We start from the raw sequence: 842 nt of genomic DNA, 5'->3' as shown, positions 1-842 counted from the left end.
GACATTTCTAAATCCTGAAACCCTTTCACTTCTTACTGTTCCCTGTTCCCTGTTCCCTGTTCCCTTGCGCGTAGCGCTATACCATTTTCGATAAATAAGCCCAGCTTATAACTGCTATCACTTTAATTAAATTAAAAAAGCTTTACAAAGCTTAACAAGTCGCCTAATATTAGAAACATAGATAAGCACCTCGACAAATACATAGCAATCATAACTAACATGACAACCACGATTCAGCAGCGCGAAAGCGCCTCGGTCTGGGAACGGTTCTGTAACTGGGTAACATCCACCAACAACCGGATTTATATCGGTTGGTTCGGTGTACTGATGATCCCCACACTGTTAACCGCCACCATCTGCTACATCATCGCCTTTGTAGCCGCGCCTCCAGTAGACATCGATGGTATCCGTGAACCCGTTGCGGGCTCACTGTTATACGGAAACAACATCATCTCTGGTGCAGTTGTTCCTTCCTCTAACGCCATCGGCTTACACTTCTACCCGATTTGGGAAGCAGCTTCTCTGGATGAGTGGCTGTACAACGGAGGCCCTTACCAGTTAGTGGTATTCCACTTCCTGATCGGCATCCTGTGCTACATGGGTCGGGAATGGGAATTATCCTACCGTTTAGGGATGCGTCCTTGGATCTGCGTTGCTTACTCTGCACCTGTTGCAGCCGCCGCCGCCGTATTCTTGATCTACCCCATCGGTCAAGGTTCATTCTCTGACGGAATGCCTTTAGGTATCTCTGGAACCTTCAACTTCATGTTAGTGTTCCAAGCTGAACACAACATCCTGATGCACCCCTTCCATATGTTAGGCGTTGCCGGGGTGTTCGGAGG

The 842-nt window shown here is 48.0% G+C and carries 1 pseudogene; it reads left to right on the top strand.

Annotated elements, in window-relative coordinates:
* Positions 1 to 219: 219 nt before the first annotated feature.
* Positions 220 to 842 (top strand): annotated as a pseudogene (locus PL8927_RS27775) (photosystem II q(b) protein); the annotation flags it as partial.

It is taken from the genome of Planktothrix serta PCC 8927 (assembly GCF_900010725.2).
GTDB classification, from domain to species: domain Bacteria; phylum Cyanobacteriota; class Cyanobacteriia; order Cyanobacteriales; family Microcoleaceae; genus Planktothrix; species Planktothrix serta.
The sequence above is the reverse complement of the archived record's forward strand: the minus strand, read 5'-3'. Positions and strand labels throughout refer to the sequence as shown.